Genomic DNA, 19,350 nt, shown 5'->3' with positions numbered 1-19,350 from the left:
ATCATTATGACACCGAGTTCTTCAAATGTGCATTCAGCATAAGAAATGTGCTCAACTTCTGATCGCAGCCATTCATTCCCTTGGCGCAACCTTGGCGTGCGCCTCCACCACCCTGCCCTTGCCGCCGGCCGAGATCACGCGGCCGTTGATCGAGGCGCACCACCCCCCGGCCACCCCCTCGCTGCCCACCGACAGCGCGCCGGTTCCGGGCGGTCCCTTTTCAGGTGGATCGCATTTCGACATCAACGTCGGGTTTTCCCTGACAGGACTGAGCAGCACCCAATCTCTGATGGTGCAGAACGCCTACCAGTTCTCGGAAACCTTCTATGAGTCCTTCATCACCGGCTATCACTTGCCGGGGCCGATCATCGATCCGCTGAACCCGGGCTCCCATATTTCCGCTGTGGATATCACCGCAAGCGTAAAGGCCATCGACGGCGTCGGCGGTATCGTGGGACAAGCCGGGCCCCGGCATGTCGTCACTTATTCCAGCACCGGCGGCGACAAGCTGACTTATGTGACCGACGGCATCATGGAATTCGACGCCGCCGATGTAACCAACCTGCTGGTCACTGGCACTTTTCAGAAGGTCGTGCTGCACGAGATGGCCCATGTTCTGGGCTTCGGCACGCTTTGGGACCCGGCCTTCTTCGATGGCAGCTTCGCAATCTACGACCAGGCCAATGCGCCGGGCCAATACACGGGCAGTGCCGCCCTGGCCAAGTACCAGCAGGAGTTCGGGATTTCGGCCACTTTCGTGCCGGTCGAATACCAGACCGGCATGAGCGGTACCGATCACGCGCATTGGTCACAGGTCTCGACACCGCGGTTCGCCGGCGGGGCGCATGAGATCCTGACCGGATTTCTGAACCGGCCCACCTATTTCTCGGACACCTCGCTGTATGCTTTCCGCGACCTGGCCTACACCACGGTCGACACCCTGCGCATGTCGGCTGTCCCCCTGCCGGCAGGGTTCGTTTTACTGTCCGGCGCACTCCTGGCCCTGCGCGGCCTGCGAAAACGGCGCAGGACCGCTGCCGCCGTAGGGTAAGCTGCGCGCACATGCGCTCACAAATGGTTGTTTCCCCTGTCTGACCGCCCTAGGCTTTGCGCGAACACACAGGAGAGACCAATGATCCGTTCCTTCGTACTGCCGCTGGCCCTCGTCTCGGCACTTGTCGTATCGGCTTGCGACAACCCCAATGCACAAAACCAGGCTGGCACGGCCGTTGCTGCAGGCGCGATCGGTGCCATTGCCGCGACCGCGCTGGGGGCTAATACGGCCTGGACCGTCGCGGCCGGCGCGGCCGCCGCCACCGCAGGCGCACTATATGCCCGCAACCAGCAGACCAACGAATGCGCGTATCATACCGGCAACGGCGAAGACGTGGTCGTGCGCGCCTGCGATTGAGCCAGTCTTTTCAGACTGTTCCAAACAGAAAGCGGGCCCGAAGGCCCGCTTTTTTCGTCACTGGCCGCCTCAGTTCAGGGCAGCATCGGTGATGGCATGGGTCCAGGCCCCTTCCGGTTGCTTCGAGATCACCGGATCGGATCCACCCGCCAGCAGGGTCGAAACCGTGCGTTCATAGTCCGCCGGATCCAGCGCCCCATTCGACCCCGCGGTCAGCTTGGCAATCTCGCCCATCATCCGCACCTGGTGCTTTTCGGTCTGCGCTCCCGTCGCATCGTTGTCCAGCACGATCATGGCCGCGTCCTCGGGGTTCTCCTCGGCCCATTTCCAGCCTTTCATCGAGGCCCGCACAAAGCGCACCATCTTGTCCACGAAGGCCGGATCCTCAAGGTTCTTTTCCAGTACATACATGCCGTCTTCCAACGTCGCGACGCCATGGTCCGAATACTTGAAGGTCACGATCTCGTCTTCCGAGACGCCCGCGTCGATCACCTGCCAGTATTCATTGTAGGTCATGGTGGTGATGCAATCCGATTGCCGTTGCAGCAGCGGATCGACGTTGAACCCGATCTTTTGCAAGGTCACGCCCTCGTCCGAGCCATCCATCGGAATGCCAAGCTGCGACAGCCAGCTCAGCAGCGGGTATTCATTGCCGAAGAACCAGGTGCCAATGGTCTTGCCGCGGAAATCTTCCGGTGTTTCGATCCCGGTGTCCTTCCAGCAGGTCAGCATCAGACCCGAGGATTTGAAAGGTTGGGCGATATTGACCACCGGCAAGCCCTTTTCCCGCGCCGACAGAGCCGAAGGCATCCAGTTCAGCATGACATCGGCACCACCGCCTGCCAGAACCTGCGGCGGCGCAATGTCGGGACCGCCCGGCTTGATTGTGACGTCAAGGCCCTCCTCCTCGTAGAATCCCTTGTCCAGCGCCACGTAGTAGCCTGCGAATTGCGCCTGCGTGACCCACTGCAATTGTAGCGTCACATCATCATCGGCCTGCACCATGCCACCACTCAGCCCAAGTGCGAGGGCCGCAGCCGTTGCCAGATTTCTTTTCATGTTGTCTCTCCTGTTGGTTGGTTTTTTTTTACGTTTTTTGTCGCCGCTGCGACGGATGCCAGAATGTCAGCAGGCGCTCGGCCAACGCCACCAGCCCATAGAACGCCGACCCGGCCAACGCCGCCACGGCAATCTCGGCCCAGACCATGTCCAGCGCCAGTTGGCCGACACTGGTCGAAATCCGAAAGCCCATGCCGACAATCGGAGAGCCGAAGAACTCCGCCACGATGGCGCCGATCAGGGCCAGCGTGGTCGCGATCTTCAACCCGTTGAAAATGAACGGCAACGCCGAGGGCAAGCGCAGCTTCCACAGGGTTTGCCAATACCCGGCCGCATAGGTCGTCATCAGATCCCGCTGGATCCGCTCGGCCGACGTCAAGCCCTGCACGGTGTTCACCAGCACTGGAAAGAACACCATGACCACCACAACGGCGGCCTTGGATTGCCAGTCGAACCCGAACCACATCACCAGGATGGGCGCCGTGCCAATCACCGGCAGCGCGGCGATGAAGCTGCCCACCGGCAACAGACCGCGCCGCAAAAACTCATAGCGATCCACCGCGATGGCCATGGCAAACGCCGCGCCAACGCCGATCACATAGCCCGACAGCGCGCCCTTGATGAAGGTCTGCCGGAAATCCGCCCACAGGATGGAGGTCGATGCCGCAAACCGCGCGGCGATCATTGACGGCGGCGGCAGGATAACGCCGGGCACACTCAGGCCGCGCACCAGCCCTTCCCACAAGACCAACAAGGTTACGCCGAACAGGATCGGAACGGCCGCCATGCCAAAGCGGGTATCAGCCAACGTCGAATTGGCCAGCCGGATGTTGGCCCACCATGCCAACACCCAGAACAGGATTGCGCCGAAAGCCAGGATCACCGCGCCTCCTCCGTTTGGACACTGAACTTTCTTGCCTCCGGCGGGAGTATTTCATCCAAGAAGAAAGTGCGCTCTCGGTCATTCTTCGTGGTCCAAATACTCACATTCCAACGCTTCATGTGCGCATCCCCATCTTGTGCAGGGTGAGACGCTCCAACAGGCTCACGATCCCCACCAGCGAGGCCGCCAGCACGGCTGCCGCAATCAGCGCCGACCAGATCTGGATGGTCTGGCCATAGTAGGATCCGGCCAGAAGCCGCGCGCCGAGGCCCGCCACGGCGCCAGTTGGCAGTTCGCCGACAATGGCGCCCACGAGGCTGGCGGCGATGCCAACCTTGAGCGAGGTGAAAAGGAATGGTACCGAGGCCGGCAGGCGCAGGTTCCAGAACACCTGACTTTGGCTGGCGCTGTAGGTCCGCATCAGGTCCAGTTGCATCGGTGCCGGGCTGCGCAGGCCTTTGACCATGCCGACGACCACCGGGAAAAAGCTCAGGTAGGCCGAGATGAAGGCCTTTGGCAGCAAGCCCGTCACGCCCACCGAGTTCAGCACCACGATGATCATCGGCGCGATGGCGAGGATCGGGATGGTCTGGCTGGCGATGGCCCAGGGCATGACGCTCATGTCCATGGCCCGGTTGTGCACGATCCCGACCGCCAGCAGAATGCCCAGCCCCGTGCCGATGGCAAAGCCCAGCAGCGTCGCCGAAAGCGTGATCCAGCCGTGGTAAACCAGGCTGCGCTTGGAGGTGATCTTCTTTTCTGCCGTGGTTTCCCAAAGCTCCACCGCCACCTGGTGCGGGGCTGGCAGTTTCGGGCGATCTTGCTGCATGGTGTCTTGCAAGACCTCGACGGTGGTGAGGGTCTGTTCGGCCCGTTCGGCCTGTTGCAGCGTCCAGGTCGCATTCATCCAGGCGGCGGCCAGATACCAGATGCCGAGAATGATCAGCACAACTGTCAGAACCGGCAGGATCGACTGGCGCATCAGTTGGACCCCTCAGTCATAAGCATGTCCGGCGCGCAGCCCTTCGCGGACACGATGGGCGATTTCCAGGAATTCCGGGGTGTCGCGAATGTCCAATGGGCGTTCCTTCGGCAGGGTGTTGGGGATCACGTCGGTGATCCGACCCGGACGCGGGCTCATCACCACGATCTTTGTCGAGAGATAGACCGCTTCGGGAATCGAATGGGTGACGAAGCCGATGGTTTTTTCCGTCCGGGCCCAAAGCGCCAGCAATTGCTCGTTCAGATGATCGCGCACGATCTCGTCCAGCGCGCCGAAGGGCTCATCCATCAGAAGGATCTCGGCGTCGAAAGCCAGCGCCCGCGCGATCGAGGCCCGCTGCTGCATTCCCCCGGACAACTGCCAGGGGTATTTGCGCTCGAACCCCTCCAGATCAACAAGTTGCAGGACTTTCTTGACGCGGCTTTCCTGATCCGCTTTTGAATAACCCATGATTTCCAGCGGCAGGCGGACGTTGCGGGCAATGCTGCGCCACGGATACAGGCCCGCCGCCTGGAAAACATAGCCATAGGCGCGGGCGCGCCGGGCTTCGTCCGGTGTCATGCCGTTGACCGTCAGGGTGCCGCCGGTGGGTTTTTCCAGCCCCGCGACGGCGCGCAGAAAAGTGGTCTTGCCGCAGCCCGACGGGCCGATGAAGCTGACGAACTCTCCCTTCTCAATGGTCAGGTTGATGTCCTTCAAGGCCTGCACCGGGCCATCACTGGTCTCGAACACCAGTTGCAAATCCCGCGCCTCGATGACCGCTTCGGGGGCGGCATCGGGCGCGGCGAACCCGTCGATCTCGGTCTGGCTGAGCATCCGCGTTCAGATCCCCGACGGGATGTTGAGCGGATCGCGTTCGACCTTGCGCGGGGTGTTCAGCGCCTTCCACTTGCTCAGCGCCGCCGCGGCGGAGGAGAACGCCGGGCGCGGCACGAAACGGCCCCGGCCCGGTTGCGGGGTGCTGTTCTTGCCCCAGCTCCAGATCACATCGCCCCGGCTGAGGGTATGACGGGCCTGTGCGGTCACTTCGAAGCCTTCGAAGACATTGTAGTCGATGATGGATTTCTGCGAGTTGGCCGAGATGGTTTTCGAGATCTTCGGATCCCAGACCACGATGTCGGCATCCGCACCCGGCACCAGCGCGCCTTTCTTGGGGTAGATGTTCAGGATCTTGGCGATGTTGGTCGAGGTGACGGCGACGAATTCCTCTGGCGTGATGCGCCCGGTTTCCACCCCGGTGGTCCAGAGCACCGAAAGTCGATCTTCCAAGCCGCCGGTGCCATTGGGGATCAGGGTGAAATTGTCGACCCCCATGCGCTTCTTCTCGGTCCCGAAGGCGCAATGGTCCGTGGCCACCACCTGAAGCGAGCCAGCCGCCAGACCGTTCCACAACCCGTCCTGATGTTCCTTTGAGCGGAATGGCGGCGACATCACGCGACGTGCAGCATGCTCCCAATCCTTGTTGAAGTATTCGCTTTCATCCAGCGTCAGGAATTGGATCAGCGGCTCGCCATAGACCCGGTGACCCTTCTGGCGGGCGCGGCGGATGGCTTCATGCGCCTGCTCGCAAGACACATGCACGATATACAGCGGCGTGCCCACGGCATCGGCGATCATGATGGCGCGGTTGGCGGCCTCGCCCTCCAGCTCGGGTGGGCGGGAAAAGGCGTGACCTTCGGGGCCGGTGATCCCCTCGGCCAGGTATTTCTGCTGAAGCTCCTGGATGATGTCGCCGTTCTCGGCATGCACCATGGGCAGTGCGCCCAACTCCTTGCAGCGCTGGAACGAGGCGTACATCTCGTCATCCTCGACCATCAGCGCGCCCTTGTAGGCCATGAAGTGCTTGAACGAATTGACGCCCATCTCAACGGCGTCTTTCATCTCGTTGAAAATGTTCTCGTTCCAACCCGTGATGGCCATGTGATAACCGATGTCCGAACAGATCTGCGGCGTCGACTTTCGATGCCATTCGTTGATCGCGTTCCTGATCGAGCCATCTTCGCCGGGCAGGCAGAAATCCACCAGCATGGTGGTGCCGCCGGTGGCCGCCGCCCATGTGCCGCTTTCGAAGGTTTCATCGGCGGTGGTGCCCATGAAAGGCATTTCCAGATGCGTATGCGGATCGATGCCGCCGGGAATGACATAGGCGCCATCGGCGTCGATGTATTCATCGCCCGACAGGTTTTCGCCGATCTCCTTGATGATCCCGTCTTCGATCAGGATATCCGCCTGATACTGGCGGTCTGCGGTGACAATAGTGCCGCCCTTGATGACCTTGCTCATCCCAGATGCTCCCCGTTTTGCTTTGGCCGCTTCGATCTGTGCGGCGCCTTGTTGTGTCCACATCATCACCGCGCGGATCAAAGGGCAAGGCCCCGCCCCCGCGCAGGATGGCCCAGTCGCGAAACCCTGACGGCGCGCGGCCCGTCATGCGATCCATTACAGCAAAAGACGTACGCTCTGCCCCTTTGACCGGCGGCCCTTCCGCAGTTCTGGCCGCCTGCCAATAGAATGCAGCCGGAACTTCACGCAGGGCAGCGTCAGATGCAGGCACGTTGCTGCTGCGAGACCGGCAGCACACTGTACTGCATGTCGATCGCATCCCACGCGCCGTGCACTGCAGAGTCCTTGAAAATGCTCAGGACTCGCGTGTGTTCTACTTTAGAATTGGCGCGCAACACACTGTATAAAAGCGAATAATAATGGGATACATCCCTGATCCCATTCTGGGCGCCCCAGCCGTCAAAAGCCCAGCCCCGACCGCGCCCGCGCCGCGCAATCCGGGCCGGGGCAGGTTTGGCTGGCAGGCCCGCCGCAAGGGTCAGCACGCATAATAGATGCGGAAACAATACCCTCGGACGCCATCGCTCCAGCAAGGGGTCACGCCGTTGCTGACTTCGTATCCCTGCGACCGTGCCTGCCGCCAGACCTCCCACGCGCGATTTTGCGTCGCGTAGGGGCCGTATTGCTGCCAGCATTGTCCGTATTGCACGGGGTGCAGGATGGTGGGTGTTGCACGGGGTGGGGCCGTATTGGTCCGCCGATCTTCGGCCACGGCCATTTGTGCCGAAACCAGAACCCCGCACAGGAGTGCAGTCCAGTGTTTCATCGTTGCCTCCTTCAAGGCCACACGATGAATATACCACGAAACCCGAAGCCGCCCGAGCCATGCGGCGCGCCACCTGCGGCATGGGTTCACGACTTGACAGGGGGTGCCGGCGCACGCTGCGCATCACTCTACAATCTGAGCGGTCTCAACCACCGCGTGAAACAGGACATTTGCCCCCGCAGCGGCCCATTCGGGGCTGATCTCTTCGGCCTCGTTGTGGCTGAGCCCATCGACACAGGGGCACATCACCATGGCCGTGGGTGCGACGCGGTTGATCCAGCAGGCGTCATGGCCCGCGCCCGAGATGATGTCGCGATGCGAATAGCCCAGCCGTTCGGCGGCATTGCGCACGGCGGCAACACAGGTCGCGTCGAATTTGACCGGATCGAAACCGCCGACCTTTTCGAACTCGATGGCCATGCCCATGTCGTCGCAAATCTCGTTGCCGCCGTCGATCAGCCGCTGTTCCATGTCCTGGATCACCGCCAGGTCGGGACAGCGGAAATCGACCGTGAACACCACCTTGCCGGGGATCACGTTGCGCGAATTCGGGTAGACGTCGATGTGACCCGCCGCGCCCACCGCATCGGGGGCATGGCTGAGCGCGATCTCATCGACCAGTTCCAGCACCCGCGCCATGGCCAGTCCCGCGTTGCGGCGCATGGGCATGGGGGTCGATCCGGTGTGGGATTCCTTGCCGGTGATGGTCACCTCGGTCCAGCTCAACCCCTGGCCATGGGTGACCACGCCGATATCCTTGCCTTCGGCTTCCAGGATCGGACCCTGTTCGATGTGCAGCTCGAAAAAGGCATGCATCTTGCGGGTGCCGACCGTTTCCTCGCCCTTCCAGCCGATGCGCGCCAGTTCGTCGCCAAAGGTCTTGCCCTCGGCATCCTCGCGCTCATAGGCCCAGTCCTGGGTGTGGATGCCGGCGAACACGCCCGAGGCCAGCATGGCCGGGGCAAAGCGGGTGCCTTCCTCATTGGTCCAGTTGGTCACGACGATGGGATGTTTGGTCTTGATGCCCAGATCGTTGAGGCTGCGAATAATCTCAAGCCCGCCCAGCACGCCCAGAACCCCGTCGTATTTGCCGCCCGTGGGCTGAGTATCCAGATGCGAGCCGACATAGACCGGCAGCGCGTCGGGATCCGTGCCCTCGCGACGGGCGAACATGGTGCCCATCTGATCGACGCCCATGGTCATCCCGGCATCCTCGCACCACGTCTGGAACAGGGCACGGCCTTCGGCATCGGCGTCGGTCAGGGTCTGGCGATTGTTGCCGCCGGCAATGCCGGGGCCGATCTTGGCCATCTCCATCAGGCTGTCCCACAGCCGCTCTCCGTTGATCTTCAGGTTTTCTCCGGGGGCGGGCATGGGGCTCTCCTGCGTCTTGGGGGGTCAGGGATCGCGGCGCTTGCGCCAACGGAATTCCTGACCATATGGTCAGGATCAACGAAGCACAGCAATTCGCACCGGTCAACAGATTACAGGAGGGCCGAGGGACGTGGCCGACACCGCCCCCAATCGCAAGAAAAACATTCGGGCCGAGAACGAGGCGCTGATTCTGCAAGCGGCGGAAAAGGTCTTTGCCGAGGCCGGCTATGGCGGGGCGACCATGCAGTTGATCGCGGATGTGGCCGGGCTGCCGAAAGCCAACCTGCATTACTATTTCCCGACCAAGGACGCGTTGTATCGACGGGTTGTCGAGACGATCTTCCAGGTCTGGCTGGACGCGGCCAATGTCTTTGAAAACTCGGACGGGCCTGCCGAGGGGATCGGCGCCTATATCGATGCCAAGATGGAAATCTCGCGCCGCCATCCCGCCGGGTCCAAGGTCTGGGCCTCCGAAGTCATGCACCGCGCCCCGGTCATCCAGGAATGGCTGGAATCAACCCTGAACGTCTGGACCGACGGGCGCATCGCACTGATCGAAAGCTGGATTGCCGAAGGCCGGATGGACCCGGTCGATCCCCGGCATCTGCTCTACATGATCTGGGCCACCACCCAGCACTACGCCGATTTCGGCCACCAGATCGAGACGTTGAACAACGGCGCGCCGCTGGACGACGCGCAATGGGAGGTGGCCAAGACCAACGTGCGCCGCATCATCCTGAAGGGCATCGGCGTTTCGCCCGGCTGACCTGCGCGCGGGTTTGAACGGTCTCCTCGACAAATACCGCTAAAATTAACCTCAACTCCACCTTCCGCCCCATCTGTCGAATGGATGCGGTAATCTACTCAAAGTTTAGACAAGCACGAGTGGAGTTTTCGACATGACCGCAATCGCCATCACCGCCGCCGCCTATGCACCCGCTGCCCGTCGCGTGATGCCTGTTGCGGCCCGTCCGATGGCCGTTGCGGCCAAAGCCACCGTGCCCGTGGTCGAATTGCATCAGGAGATCGTCTCCCCCATGGCCGAAATCATCGTACAAGCCAACGCCAGCACCCACGCCGACAGCGACCGCTATGACAACCGCGTCACCGGTGCGACCGAAAACGTCCGCGCCTTCGACCGGATGGAAAACATCACCAAGGGGTTCGAGCATCTGCGCGAGATCTTCCAGAACCTGCAGGAAGAAAGCGCCCGCGCAGCCGAGTCCTCGCCCATGGCCGACGGTCAAAGCACCATGGCCCTGCCCGATGGCGCGACGCTGAACATGAAGGTCTGAGCACGGGTTCGGATCGACAACGAAAACGGCCACGCTTGCCAGCGTGGCCGTTGTCACATGCATCCGGGCGCCCTGTGGGGCTGGCTACTCGGCCGCTTTGACCGCGCCGGGATTGTTGGGATGGGTCGTCCAGTTGGCGTAGTCATCGCTGACCACCTGTCCGGTCCTTGGGTCGGTCTGGCCTGCCGCCATCTGTTCCATGGTGATGCAGCCGTCCACCGGGCAGACGTTGACGCACAGGTTGCAGGCCACGCATTCGTCGTCCTTCACCGTGAACACCCGGTCGTCGGACATGGCGATGGCCTGGTGGCTGGTGTCCTCGCAGGCGGCATAGCAGCGGCCGCACTTGATGCAGGACTCCTGGTCGATCTTCGCCTTCGCCACGTAGTTCAGGTTCAGATACTGCCAGTCGGTCACATTGGGCACCGCGCGGCCCTGGAAATCGGCGATCGAGGCATAGCCTTTCTCGTCCATCCACTCTGACAGGCCTGCGGCCATCTCCTGAACAACCTTGAAGCCATAGGTCATGGCCGCCGTGCAGACCTGCACGTTGCCGCAGCCAAGGGCGATGAATTCTGCCGCATCACGCCAGGTGGTGATGCCACCGATGCCGCTGATCGGCAGACCGTGGGTTTCGGCATCGCGGGCGATCTCGGCCACCATGTTCAGAGCGATGGGCTTGACCGCCGGGCCGCAATAGCCGCCGTGGCTGCCCTTGCCGTCGATCGAGGGCTCGGGGCTGAAACTGTCCAGATCGACCGCCGTGATCGAACTGACCGTGTTGATCAGGCTGACCGCATCGGCGCCGCCCGCCTTGGCCGCACGCGCCGGATAGCGGATGTCGGTGATGTTCGGGGTCAGCTTCACGATCACCGGCATGCGGGTGTTCTGCTTGCACCAGCGCGCCACCATCTCGATGTACTCGGGCACCTGCCCCACGGCGGCGCCCATGCCGCGTTCGCTCATCCCGTGCGGACAGCCGAAGTTCAACTCGATTCCGTCGGCACCGGTGTCTTCGACCAGCGGCAGGATGTCCTTCCACGCCTGTTCCTCGCAGGGCACCATCAGCGAAACGATCATCGCCCGGTCGGGGTAATCGCGCTTGACCGCCTTGATCTCGCGCAGGTTCACGTCCAGCGGGCGGTCTGTGATCAACTCGATGTTGTTAAGCCCCAGAAGGCGGCGGTCGGCGCCCCAGACCGCGCCATAGCGCGGGCCGTTCACGTTCACGATGTGCGGATCCTGGCCGAGGGTCTTCCAGACCACTCCGCCCCAGCCGGCCTCGAAGGCGCGGCGCACGTTGTATTCCTTGTCCGTGGGCGGCGCCGAGGCCAGCCAGAACGGGTTTGGTGACTTGATGCCCAGAAAGTCGGTCGACAGATCGGCCATGGTATTCTCCCGGTTGCGGCGCCTTGGCGCCCGGCCCGCTGACGGGGCCTTGTCTGTTTATTCGGCGGCGACGGAGGCTTGCCCCATCAGCGTGGCATGAATGTCCTCGGCAGCGTCGCGGCCCTCGGCCACGGCGGTGACGGTCAGATCATCGCCCCCGGCGGCGCAGTCGCCCCCGGCCCACACGCCGGGCAGCGAGGTGCGCCCCGCCCCGGATACGGTGATCTTGCTGCCATCCAGTTGCAGCCCGCCCGGCGCTTCGTCCAGGCGCTGGCCGATGGCCTTGAACACCTGGTCCGCTTTCAGGTGGAAGGTGTTGTCGGTCAGCACCAGCCCCTCCGGCCCCTGCTCGGTATAGGCGAATTCGACCCCGGTGACGACGCCGTCGCCCAGCACCCGAAGCGGAGCCGCCCCGGTGATGATGCGCACGCCCTTCGAGGCCGCGTGCAACTGTTCATGTTCCGACGCGCCCATCTGCGCCTGATCGCGGCGATAGACCAACGACACGGTTTCCGCCCCCAGAAGCTTGGACTGCACGGCGGCATCCACGGCGGTCATGCCGCCGCCGATCACCACCACGTCACGGCCCACGGGAATCTTGCTCTTGTCCGGGGCCTGCCGCAGCTCGGCGATGAAATCCACCGCGTCATGCACGTTGTCATGCTCCTCGCCCTCGGCCCGCAGCGCGTTGACACCGGCCAGACCGACCCCGAGGAACACCGCGTCGTAGTCATCCTGAAGCTCGGACAGGGCCAATTCGCGGCCCAGTCGCACATTGGTGCGCATGGTGATGCCGCCGATCTGCATCAGCCAATCCACCTCGGCCTGCGCAAAACCGTCGGGTGCCTTGTAGGCGGCGATGCCGTATTCGTTCAGCCCGCCGAGCTTGGGCCGCGCGTCCATCAGATCGACGTCATGGCCGTTCATGGCCAGACGATGCGCACAGGCCAGACCGGCCGGACCGGCCCCGACCACGGCCACCCTGAACCCGGTCGACGGGGCGCGGCTGTAGGGATGCGCGCCGCTGTCCATGACCGTGTCAGTTGCAAACCGCTGCAACCGACCGATCAGCACCGGCTTGCCCTCGGCCGCTTCACGCACGCAGGCGCCCTCGCACAGGATGTCCGTCGGACAGACCCGCGCGCACATGCCGCCCAGAATGTTCTGGTCAAAGATCGTGCGCCCGGCGGCCTTCGGCATCCCGGTCTGGATCTGGCGGATGAACAGTGGAATGTCGATCGAGGTCGGGCAGGCCGTCACGCAAGGCGCGTCGTGACAGAAATAGCAGCGATCGGCAGCCACCACCGCCTCATGCGCATCCAGCGGCCCGTAAAGATCGTCGAAATTCGATTTGTAGGCGGCGTCGGCCAGACGACCGGGCACCACTCCTGGTGTGGTCTCGGAATTGGACATCGTTAACTCCCCGAATCCTTGTGTTGCGACGGGTTTTGATCCCGCTTGGCGGCTTCCCGGTGGCCAAGGTCATGCCTGACACACAGGGTAAGCTCGCAGCGTTGCCAGCAAAGATCGAAAAATCAAGGCTTCTGTTGCGGCAAACCACACCCCGACCGCTGGAGAATATTGCAGCGCATCGCTTTTCACCGAATGCGTTAAGGTGTAAGACGCGGCATTGGCACGGCAATGAACCGGCGAACCAGACCGACCAAAAGCGAGGGTAAGATGACAGGCAATTCCCACGGCGATGATGTTGAATTCATTCGCGCACTTGCGGAGCTCTTGCGGGAAAACGACCTGACCGAGCTTCAGGTCAAACGCGAATACGGCGAAGACAGCGCCCTGAATGTCCGCGTCTCCCGCGTGCTGCAAGCGGCCCCTGTCCAGAACATCGTCCAGCCTGTTGCGGCAGCGCCTGCGGCCTCTGCCGCTGCCCCGGCCGCCGCCGCTGCGGCCAGCGCGGCCCCCGATGCGGGCGCTGCGGCCGATCCGGCCAGCCATCCCGGTGCCGTGACTTCGCCGATGGTGGGCACGGTCTATCTGCAAGCCGAACCGGGTTCTGAACCTTTCATCAGCGTTGGCCAGACCGTATCGGAAGGCCAGACCCTGCTGATCGTCGAAGCCATGAAGACCATGAACCAGATCCCCGCCCCGCGGTCCGGGACCATCTCGCGCATTCTGGTCGAAGATGGATCTCCGGTAGAATTCGGCGCTCCGCTCGTCATTCTCGAGTGAGCCGTCCCATGTTCAAGAAGATCCTTATCGCGAATCGCGGCGAAATCGCTCTGCGAGTCATCCGGGCCTGCCGTGAAATGGGCATCACCAGCGTGGCCGTGCATTCCACCGCCGACGCCGATGCCATGCATGTGCGCATGGCCGACGAAGCCATCTGCATCGGCCCGCCCCCTGCCAACCAAAGCTATCTGCTGGTCCCCGCCATCATCTCGGCCTGCGAGATCACCGGCGCCGAGGCGATCCATCCCGGTTACGGCTTCCTGTCCGAGAACGAAAAATTCGTTCAGGCGGTACAGGATCACGGGCTGACCTTCATCGGCCCCGACCCCGAGCATATCCGCCTGATGGGCGACAAGATCACCGCCAAGGACACCATGAAGAAGCTGGGTGTGCCTTGCGTGCCCGGATCCGATGGCGGCGTGCCCACCCTTGAGGACGCCCTGCGCATCGGCGAGGAGTTCGGCTATCCGGTTCTGGTCAAGGCCACCGCCGGGGGCGGCGGACGCGGCATGAAACTGGCCCGTTCGGCCGAAGAAATGTCCAACGCGTTCAGCACCGCGCGGTCCGAGGCCAAGGCGGCCTTTGGCAACGACGAGGTGTATCTTGAAAAATACCTCGGCAAGCCGCGCCACATCGAAGTGCAGGTCTTTGGCGACGGCAAGGGCAACGCCGTGCATCTGGGCGAACGTGACTGTTCGCTGCAGCGCCGGCACCAGAAGGTGTTCGAAGAAGCCCCAGGCCCCGCCATCGATGCCGAGACCCGCGCCCGTATCGGCAAGGTCTGCGCCGAGGCCGTGGCCGCCATCAACTATGCCGGCGCCGGCACCATCGAGTTCCTGTTCGAGGATGGCGAGTTCTTCTTCATCGAGATGAACACCCGTCTGCAGGTGGAACACCCGGTGACCGAGTCGATCTTCGGTGTCGATCTGGTGCGCGAACAGATCCGTGTCGCCTCTGGTCTGCCGCTGTCGTTCACGCAGGACGATCTGCAGATCAACGGCCATTCCATCGAAGTGCGGATCAACGCCGAGAAGTTGCCGAATTTCAGCCCCTGTCCGGGCCGGATCTCGGCCTATCACGCGCCGGGCGGATTGGGCGTACGAATGGATTCCGCCCTCTACAACGGCTATGCGATCCCGCCTTACTATGACAGCCTGATCGGCAAGCTGATCGTCCACGGTCGGGATCGGCCCGAGGCCATCGCGCGGCTGGACCGCGCCCTGAGCGAATTGATCATCGACGGCATCGACACCACCTTGCCGTTGTTCCGCCACCTGCTGCGCGAACGGGCCATTCTGACCGGTGACTATGACATTCACTGGCTGGAAACCTGGCTTGAACGCGCGGATCTGACGAGCAACGCCTGACTTTTTCGCCGCCCCGCGCATCGGTGCGCAACGGGCGGCGAAAGGTTGGCCCGCGCCATGGATCGCCGTGACATCACCCCGGACATCCTGCTGAAGGCCTATGCCTTGGGCGTCTTTCCCATGGCGGAATCCCGCGAAGACCCCGAGATCTTCTGGGTCGATCCCCGCCATCGCGGGATCCTGCCACTGGATCAGTTCCACATGTCGCGGTCCCTGGCACGCCATGTTCGGCGTAGCGGGTTCGACGTGTCGATCAACCGCGACTTCGCGGCCACGGTCGAGGCTTGCGCGGACCGGCCTGAAACCTGGATCAACGCCACGATCTTTGATCTGTATCTTCAACTGCACCGCATGGGCCACGCCCATTCATTGGAAATCTGGCAGGACAACCAGTTGATTGGCGGTGTGTATGGGGTTGCCCTGGGCGGGGCGTTCTTCGGCGAAAGCATGTTTTCGCGGCGGGACAATGCCTCGAAAACAGCGCTGGCCTTTCTGGTCGACCGATTGGCGCACGCCGGGTTCACCCTGTTCGACACCCAGTTCATAACGCCGCATCTGTCCCGGCTGGGTGCGGTCGAGATCACACGCGCCGAGTATCACCAGCGCCTGGAGACCGCAGTCGCGCGACCTGCGGATTTCAGCACCCCGGAAACACCGCCACCTCAGGAGTTGGTGCAGCGGATGACCCAGACATCGTAACGCATGTGATCGAAGGCGTTCAGCGCCGGGGACGAGGCCACCATCCAGCCTTCGAACAGCGTATCGCCGGTTTCGGTACTGCGGATCAGCAGGAAGGCATAGGCGTCGCCGGCAGGGTTGTTGACCGGATAGCGGCATTCGATGACGCCGATCCGCAGGCGATCCAGGACCACCTCTGATCCCGCAGGCACCTTGAATTCATTCAACTCGCCGGACAGCCGATCAAGCGCGCGCAATTCCGCGACACGCCCATTTTCAACCTGCTCGGCCTGCGCCGTGCTGGCGAGAGCGAGGGTGAAAAGCCCCGTCAGAAGGGCTTTCACGAGTCGCCGCCCCCGACGAATTTGGACAGCAGTTCGATCAGGCTGATGGCGCCCTGAGTATTGGAGACTTCGTCGCCGGATTCATAGTTGAACGGCGATCCGCCGGGCTGAATCTCGACGAAATTGCCGCCCAGAAGCCCTTCGGACGCGATGATGACCGAACTGTCGTCGGGCAGGATCACGTGGTCCTGAATCGACAGGTTGGCATCGGCGCGGAAGGTCTGGGGGTTCAGCGACAGATCGGTAACCGACCCGATCTTGACCCCGGCAAGGCGCACGTCGGTGCCGACGCTGATCCCCTCGGCCGAGCGGAAGCTGGCAACAAGATCGTATCCGGCGCGCGATTGCACCGCGCCAACGGACGTGACGGCATAGGCCACGAATGCAACCGCCACGGCCAGGACCAGGGCACCGACGGCAAGCTCTGCTCGCGTTTCAGACATGGGGGTATGCTCCGCGCGTTATTCCGGCGACCAGGCTTCGTAGTCTTGCCGCGCCACCGGATCGGCGCGACGCAGGGAGCCCACGGGCGCATAGGCCATCGCGGTGCCGGTCAGGTTTTCCTGATGCGGCTTTTCCCATGATTTGCGGGGCAGCGGCGACTCGGTCGGCGGCTGATCCCATGTGTGATGCAGCCATCCGTGCCATTCGGCGGACACACGGCTGGCTTCGGCTTCGCCATTGAAGATCACCCAGCGACGCGCCTTGTCACGTGTTTCGTAGAAGATGTTGCCCTGTTCGTCTTCACCGACTTTCACGCCATTGCGGCGGGTGAACAACTGGGTGCCGATGGTCTGGCTGTTCCACCAGGTGACGGACCGGAGGAGAGTGTCAAGAATGGCCATGGGATACCTCTGCTCTTTGCTCGTTCATGGCCCAGACAGAGGCGCAGGTCCAGAGCCAATATAGACGCGGGGCCAGTCCGGAACGACCCGCCCCCCGGCACCACAGACTATACGAAAGGATAGGAGGATTCTCAAAAGAGCAGTGCGCTATACGCACGCACGGTGGCCGCAGGTTCGCTCGCATGTCAGTTTCGGGCCGTGGGGAGGCTGGTGCATTTCATGCACCGGCACGGGGCGCGATTTTCAGCAATCGTGCCCCGTTTCCTTTCCGGAAGCCCCACGTCCAATCCAAAGTTTTTCCAATAAAAAAGACGCCTTGCGGCGCCTTCTTCATGTCATCATATGCGACGCTCAGCCCGCCGAGACAGGTTCTTCCTTGCGATCGGCATAGATCAGCAGCGGCGATGCATCGGAATTGACCGCCTCTTCATTGACCACAACCTCCTCGACCCCTTCTGCGGTCGGCAGGTCGAACATCGTGTCCAGAAGAATGTCTTCCATGATCGAACGCAGGCCACGCGCGCCGGTCTTGCGCTGGATCGCGCGGCGCGAGATCGCCCTGAGCGCATCGTCGGTGAAGGACAGCTTGGTCTCTTCCAGATCGAACAGGCGCTGGTACTGCTTCACCAGCGCGTTCTTCGGCTGGGTCAGGATGGTGACCAGCGCGTCCTCGTCCAGATCCTGCAGCGTGGCAATGACCGGCAGACGCCCGACGAATTCCGGGATCAGACCGAATTTCAGCAGGTCTTCCGGCTCCAGCTCCTGGAAGATCTCGCCGATGCCCCGGCCTTCCTCGTCCCGCACATCGGCACCAAAGCCGATGGCCGAGCCCTTGCCGCGGCGCGCGATGATCTTGTCGAGCCCCGCGAAAGCACCGCCGCAGATGAACAGGATGTTCGTGGTGTCCACCTGCAGGAATTCCTGCTGTGGATGCTTGCGGCCGCCCTGCGGCGGAACCGAGGCCACGGTGCCTTCCATGATCTTCAGCAGCGCCTGCTGGACACCTTCGCCCGAAACGTCACGGGTGATCGAGGGATTGTCCGACTTGCGGGTGATCTTGTCGACCTCGTCAATATAGACGATGCCGCGCTGTGCGCGTTCGACATTGTATTCCGACGCCTGCAACAGCTTCAGGATGATGTTCTCGACATCCTCGCCCACGTAACCGGCTTCGGTCAGTGTCGTGGCATCGGCCATCGTAAAAGGCACATCCAGAATGCGCGCCAGCGTCTGCGCCAGCAACGTCTTGCCGCAACCGGTGGGACCGATCAGCAGGATGTTCGACTTGGCCAGCTCCACCTCGGACTTGCCGGCGTGGTTCAGTCGTTTGTAGTGGTTGTGGACGGCCACCGACAGCACGCGCTTGGCATGCGACTGACCGATCACATAGTCATCCAGAACTTCACAGATCTCTTTCGGCGTCGGTACACCTTCCGAGGACTTCAGTCCGGAGGTCTTGGTTTCCTCCCGAATGATGTCCATGCACAGTTCGACGCACTCATCGCAAATGAACACGGTCGGACCGGCAATCAGCTTGCGAACCTCATGCTGGCTTTTGCCGCAGAAGCTGCAATAGAGGGTGTTCTTGCTGTCGCCGCTCGAATTGTTCGCCATCCATATCCTCCGACGCCACTTTACGTGGCAGGCTGGCGTGCGGCCGGGCCGCACACTCAGCAAGGTTAGGTCAGCACAAGGCCGCCCACAATGTCAAATTTCCTTACGGTCCGCACCGGGCCCGAAGGGGTTAGTCCTTGTCCGTCGGCAGCGCCGCACGGCTTTCCACAATCTCGTCGATCAGACCCCAGTCCTTGGCATCTGCAGGCGACATGAAGTTGTCACGCTCAAGTGCTGCCTCGACGGTGGCGATATCCTGCCCGGTGTGCTTCACGTAGATCTCGTTCAGCCGGGTTTTCAGCTTCTGGGTTTCCTGGGCGTGGATCATGATGTCGGTGGCCTGCCCCTGGTAGCCGCCCGAGGGCTGGTGCACCATCACCCGGCTGTTGGGCAACGAGAACCGCATGTCCTTCTGCCCGGCGGTCAGCAGCAGCGATCCCATCGACGCCGCCTGCCCGATCACCAGGGTCGACACCGCCGGCTTGATGTACTGCATGGTGTCATAAATCGACAGGCCCGAGGTCACAACACCGCCTGGGCTGTTGATATACATGGAGATTTCCTTGGACGGGTTCTCCGCTTCAAGGTGCAGCAACTGGGCGACGATCAGGCTCGACATACCGTCATGCACCGGGCCGGACAGGAAGATGATCCGCTCTTTCAACAGCCGCGAGAAAATATCATAGGCGCGCTCCCCGCGAGAGGTCTGTTCGACCACCATCGGCACGAGGGTGTTCATATAGGTCTCATAGGGATCTTGCATGGGAAGTGCCTTCTGCTCGGGGCTGC

20 protein-coding genes are annotated in these 19,350 nt (G+C 62.4%); 7 read left to right on the top strand and 13 right to left on the bottom strand.

Translation table 11 applies throughout. The annotated features are described in order from the left end of the window. Positions 1 to 91 precede the first annotated feature (91 nt). The gene (locus H8B03_RS11750; protein WP_193142019.1) at positions 92 to 1,051 is read left to right on the top strand and encodes a hypothetical protein; all 960 of its coding nucleotides are present in this window, start codon (positions 92 to 94) and stop codon (positions 1,049 to 1,051) included. Between the two features lie 81 nt (positions 1,052 to 1,132). Continuing rightward, entirely contained in the window at positions 1,133 to 1,411 is a 279-nt protein-coding gene (locus H8B03_RS11745; protein ID WP_193142017.1) for a glucose-6-phosphate isomerase, read from the top strand. A gap of 69 nt (positions 1,412 to 1,480) precedes the next feature. On the opposite strand, the gene H8B03_RS11740 is transcribed toward H8B03_RS11745, so the two are convergent. The 6 genes from H8B03_RS11740 to H8B03_RS11715 form a co-directional block, all read right to left on the bottom strand. Further along, the gene (locus tag H8B03_RS11740; protein ID WP_193142015.1) at positions 1,481 to 2,470 is read right to left on the bottom strand and encodes an ABC transporter substrate-binding protein; all 990 of its coding nucleotides are present in this window, start codon (positions 2,468 to 2,470) and stop codon (positions 1,481 to 1,483) included. Positions 2,471 to 2,498: 28 nt separating this feature from the next. Further along, entirely contained in the window at positions 2,499 to 3,353 is an 855-nt protein-coding gene (locus H8B03_RS11735) for an ABC transporter permease (protein WP_193142013.1), read from the bottom strand. Between the two features lie 115 nt (positions 3,354 to 3,468). Next, complete coding sequence (locus tag H8B03_RS11730) at positions 3,469 to 4,335, bottom strand: ABC transporter permease (RefSeq protein ID WP_193142011.1); 867 nt, start codon at positions 4,333 to 4,335, stop codon at positions 3,469 to 3,471. A 12-nt stretch (positions 4,336 to 4,347) separates the two neighbouring features. Then, entirely contained in the window at positions 4,348 to 5,172 is an 825-nt protein-coding gene (locus H8B03_RS11725; protein ID WP_193142009.1) for an ABC transporter ATP-binding protein, read from the bottom strand. Positions 5,173 to 5,178: 6 nt separating this feature from the next. Further along, positions 5,179 to 6,639 (bottom strand): dihydropyrimidinase, encoded by a 1,461-nt coding sequence (hydA, locus tag H8B03_RS11720; protein ID WP_193142007.1) that lies wholly within the window; start codon positions 6,637 to 6,639, stop codon positions 5,179 to 5,181. Between the two features lie 949 nt (positions 6,640 to 7,588). Beyond that, complete coding sequence (locus H8B03_RS11715; RefSeq protein ID WP_193142004.1) at positions 7,589 to 8,839, bottom strand: Zn-dependent hydrolase; 1,251 nt, start codon at positions 8,837 to 8,839, stop codon at positions 7,589 to 7,591. Positions 8,840 to 8,969: 130 nt separating this feature from the next. On the opposite strand from H8B03_RS11715, the gene H8B03_RS11710 reads away from it, so the two are divergent. Together H8B03_RS11710 and H8B03_RS11705 are read left to right on the top strand one after the other, a co-directional pair. Beyond that, positions 8,970 to 9,605: a TetR/AcrR family transcriptional regulator gene (locus H8B03_RS11710; RefSeq protein ID WP_193142002.1), complete on the top strand. Its 636-nt coding sequence runs from the start codon at positions 8,970 to 8,972 to the stop codon at positions 9,603 to 9,605. Positions 9,606 to 9,738: 133 nt separating this feature from the next. Further along, positions 9,739 to 10,134: a hypothetical protein gene (locus H8B03_RS11705; protein ID WP_193142000.1), complete on the top strand. Its 396-nt coding sequence runs from the start codon at positions 9,739 to 9,741 to the stop codon at positions 10,132 to 10,134. A gap of 84 nt (positions 10,135 to 10,218) precedes the next feature. Here H8B03_RS11705 and preA read toward each other — a convergent pair whose 3' ends face one another. Next, complete coding sequence (preA, locus tag H8B03_RS11700) at positions 10,219 to 11,523, bottom strand: NAD-dependent dihydropyrimidine dehydrogenase subunit PreA (protein ID WP_193141997.1); 1,305 nt, start codon at positions 11,521 to 11,523, stop codon at positions 10,219 to 10,221. A 57-nt stretch (positions 11,524 to 11,580) separates the two neighbouring features. Further along, the gene (locus H8B03_RS11695; RefSeq protein WP_193141995.1) at positions 11,581 to 12,936 is read right to left on the bottom strand and encodes an NAD(P)-dependent oxidoreductase; all 1,356 of its coding nucleotides are present in this window, start codon (positions 12,934 to 12,936) and stop codon (positions 11,581 to 11,583) included. 267 nt (positions 12,937 to 13,203) lie between these two features. On the opposite strand from H8B03_RS11695, the gene accB reads away from it, so the two are divergent. The 3 genes from accB to aat are packed head-to-tail and all read left to right on the top strand — an operon-like array spanning position 13,204 to position 15,779. Then, entirely contained in the window at positions 13,204 to 13,713 is a 510-nt protein-coding gene (gene accB, locus H8B03_RS11690; RefSeq protein WP_193141993.1) for an acetyl-CoA carboxylase biotin carboxyl carrier protein, read from the top strand. Between the two features lie 8 nt (positions 13,714 to 13,721). Further along, complete coding sequence (accC, locus tag H8B03_RS11685; RefSeq protein WP_193141991.1) at positions 13,722 to 15,080, top strand: acetyl-CoA carboxylase biotin carboxylase subunit; 1,359 nt, start codon at positions 13,722 to 13,724, stop codon at positions 15,078 to 15,080. A 57-nt stretch (positions 15,081 to 15,137) separates the two neighbouring features. Further along, positions 15,138 to 15,779 (top strand): leucyl/phenylalanyl-tRNA--protein transferase, encoded by a 642-nt coding sequence (gene aat / locus H8B03_RS11680; protein WP_193141989.1) that lies wholly within the window; start codon positions 15,138 to 15,140, stop codon positions 15,777 to 15,779. Here aat and H8B03_RS11675 read toward each other — a convergent pair. From H8B03_RS11675 to H8B03_RS11655, 5 genes are all read right to left on the bottom strand, one after another. Further along, positions 15,743 to 16,102 carry a DUF2155 domain-containing protein gene (locus H8B03_RS11675; protein ID WP_193141987.1) on the bottom strand — a complete coding sequence of 120 codons (360 nt, stop codon included), beginning with the start codon at positions 16,100 to 16,102 and terminating at the stop codon, positions 15,743 to 15,745. The two genes, aat and H8B03_RS11675, sit on opposite strands and share 37 nt — an antisense overlap. Then, positions 16,099 to 16,545, bottom strand: a complete 447-nt coding sequence (gene mlaD / locus H8B03_RS11670) for an outer membrane lipid asymmetry maintenance protein MlaD (protein WP_193141985.1) — start codon at positions 16,543 to 16,545, stop codon at positions 16,099 to 16,101. Before mlaD ends, H8B03_RS11675 begins: the two co-directional genes overlap by 4 nt. 18 nt (positions 16,546 to 16,563) lie before the next feature. Then, entirely contained in the window at positions 16,564 to 16,947 is a 384-nt protein-coding gene (locus H8B03_RS11665) for an NADH:ubiquinone oxidoreductase subunit NDUFA12 (RefSeq protein WP_193141983.1), read from the bottom strand. A gap of 351 nt (positions 16,948 to 17,298) precedes the next feature. Then, positions 17,299 to 18,561, bottom strand: coding sequence for an ATP-dependent Clp protease ATP-binding subunit ClpX (gene clpX / locus H8B03_RS11660; protein ID WP_193141980.1), 1,263 nt, complete (start codon positions 18,559 to 18,561; stop codon positions 17,299 to 17,301). Positions 18,562 to 18,691: 130 nt separating this feature from the next. Further along, complete coding sequence (locus H8B03_RS11655) at positions 18,692 to 19,324, bottom strand: ATP-dependent Clp protease proteolytic subunit (RefSeq protein ID WP_193141979.1); 633 nt, start codon at positions 19,322 to 19,324, stop codon at positions 18,692 to 18,694. Positions 19,325 to 19,350 lie beyond the last annotated feature (26 nt).

Origin of the sequence: Meridianimarinicoccus sp. MJW13 (genome assembly GCF_014901205.1) — a bacterium.
GTDB lineage: Bacteria > Pseudomonadota > Alphaproteobacteria > Rhodobacterales > Rhodobacteraceae > Meridianimarinicoccus.
Note: the sequence above shows the minus strand (reverse complement) of the source record. Positions and strands in the feature narration are given on the sequence as shown.

Coding starts and splice junctions, on each gene's coding strand:
- H8B03_RS11745 (WP_193142017.1), top strand. CDS start 1,133: ATGATCCGTTCCTTCGTACTGCCGCTGGCCCTCGTCTCGGCACTTGTC.
- H8B03_RS11740 (WP_193142015.1), bottom strand. CDS start 2,470: ATGAAAAGAAATCTGGCAACGGCTGCGGCCCTCGCACTTGGGCTGAGT.
- H8B03_RS11730 (WP_193142011.1), bottom strand. CDS start 4,335: ATGCGCCAGTCGATCCTGCCGGTTCTGACAGTTGTGCTGATCATTCTC.
- H8B03_RS11725 (WP_193142009.1), bottom strand. CDS start 5,172: ATGCTCAGCCAGACCGAGATCGACGGGTTCGCCGCGCCCGATGCCGCC.
- hydA (WP_193142007.1), bottom strand. CDS start 6,639: ATGAGCAAGGTCATCAAGGGCGGCACTATTGTCACCGCAGACCGCCAG.
- H8B03_RS11715 (WP_193142004.1), bottom strand. CDS start 8,839: ATGCCCGCCCCCGGAGAAAACCTGAAGATCAACGGAGAGCGGCTGTGG.
- H8B03_RS11705 (WP_193142000.1), top strand. CDS start 9,739: ATGACCGCAATCGCCATCACCGCCGCCGCCTATGCACCCGCTGCCCGT.
- preA (WP_193141997.1), bottom strand. CDS start 11,523: ATGGCCGATCTGTCGACCGACTTTCTGGGCATCAAGTCACCAAACCCG.
- H8B03_RS11695 (WP_193141995.1), bottom strand. CDS start 12,936: ATGTCCAATTCCGAGACCACACCAGGAGTGGTGCCCGGTCGTCTGGCC.
- accB (WP_193141993.1), top strand. CDS start 13,204: ATGACAGGCAATTCCCACGGCGATGATGTTGAATTCATTCGCGCACTT.
- accC (WP_193141991.1), top strand. CDS start 13,722: ATGTTCAAGAAGATCCTTATCGCGAATCGCGGCGAAATCGCTCTGCGA.
- aat (WP_193141989.1), top strand. CDS start 15,138: ATGGATCGCCGTGACATCACCCCGGACATCCTGCTGAAGGCCTATGCC.
- mlaD (WP_193141985.1), bottom strand. CDS start 16,545: ATGTCTGAAACGCGAGCAGAGCTTGCCGTCGGTGCCCTGGTCCTGGCC.
- H8B03_RS11665 (WP_193141983.1), bottom strand. CDS start 16,947: ATGGCCATTCTTGACACTCTCCTCCGGTCCGTCACCTGGTGGAACAGC.
- clpX (WP_193141980.1), bottom strand. CDS start 18,561: ATGGCGAACAATTCGAGCGGCGACAGCAAGAACACCCTCTATTGCAGC.
- H8B03_RS11655 (WP_193141979.1), bottom strand. CDS start 19,324: ATGCAAGATCCCTATGAGACCTATATGAACACCCTCGTGCCGATGGTG.